The organism is Paenibacillus validus NBRC 15382 (genome assembly GCF_004000985.1).
GTDB classification, from domain to species: domain Bacteria; phylum Bacillota; class Bacilli; order Paenibacillales; family NBRC-103111; genus Paenibacillus_G; species Paenibacillus_G validus.
In genome coordinates this window covers 1-1077 of the sequence record NZ_BIMH01000124.1, presented here as the reverse complement: position 1 = coordinate 1077, position 1077 = coordinate 1, and the positions used below count along the sequence as shown (strand labels likewise).

1 pseudogene is annotated in these 1077 nt (G+C 52.5%); it reads left to right on the top strand.

The window, feature by feature from the left end:
* Window positions 1–26: 26 nt before the first annotated feature.
* Window positions 27–1058, top strand: a pseudogene (locus tag PVA01S_RS26340) (DJ-1/PfpI family protein).
* Window positions 1059–1077 lie beyond the last annotated feature (19 nt).

Below are 1077 nucleotides of genomic sequence, written 5' to 3'. Positions count from 1 at the left end.
AAATGACTTTGGAGGGGGATTTATTTATGTTGACGGTTCAAATCGTGCTTTTTGATGGCTTCGACCTTTTGGATGCCATTGCACCCTACGAGGTTTTTTGCGCCGCTGCAATGAATGCAGAAAACGCATTAAGCGTAGAATTCGTCACCGCGGAAGGGCAAAGATCCGTGACTAGCGGCATCAACGGATTAAAAATTGAAGCGAGCGGCAGACTGAACCCGGAACGTGCGGACATCATTCTCGTGCCTGGCGCATCGGGTGACGTCGAAGGAGATGGCCCGGATTCGATCCCGGCTATTCTAGCTCGGGCAATGAATACAGAATTGACCGGTATGATTGGGCAGGCACTTGGGCAAAAAGACAACGTAGTCGCAACGGTATGCGGCGGCTCACTGTTGCTGGCCATGGGAGGGTTGCTAGAAGGCAGACCGGCGGTAACGAATCATCTAGGCATGGATTTACTTGGAGCAACCGGGGCCATTCCCGTCTCAGCACGCGTAGTGGACGACGGCAACTTGGTTACCGGCGGCGGCGTAACTTCGGGACTCGATGTAGCTCTGTATCTGCTGGAACGTGAACTTGGACCACGTATCGCACACGTGGTAGAACGGTTGTTCGAATTTGAACGGAGGGGAACGGTTTGGCGATAAACAGGAATTGCGCCTAGCACTTATAAGTCCTTGACGGGTGCCGAACTGAGCATCGCGGCGAACAAAGCGGCGATGACTTACGGCACCCTGCATGAAATCACACAGGCATCTGTCTTCGACGGGGATTGGGATACGACAATCGCTACGCCGGTTGGGAAATTGCAAGTCAAGCTCTCAATATCAACAAGTAATGGGACGATCCAAGGCAAGGCAACACAAGGGGAGGAGACGGTCGAGTTTTTGAACCCCGTACTTCAGGACAACAAGCTTACCTGGTCGCTGCGAATTACGAAACCAATGCGCTTAAATCTGAAATTCGAAGTTGCCGCCGACGGGGATCACATGACTGGAATCGCCAAGGCCGGCGTGCTGCCGGCATCCAAATTAACTGGCAAACGGGCTTCCTAACCAAGAATTGTCTATTGTT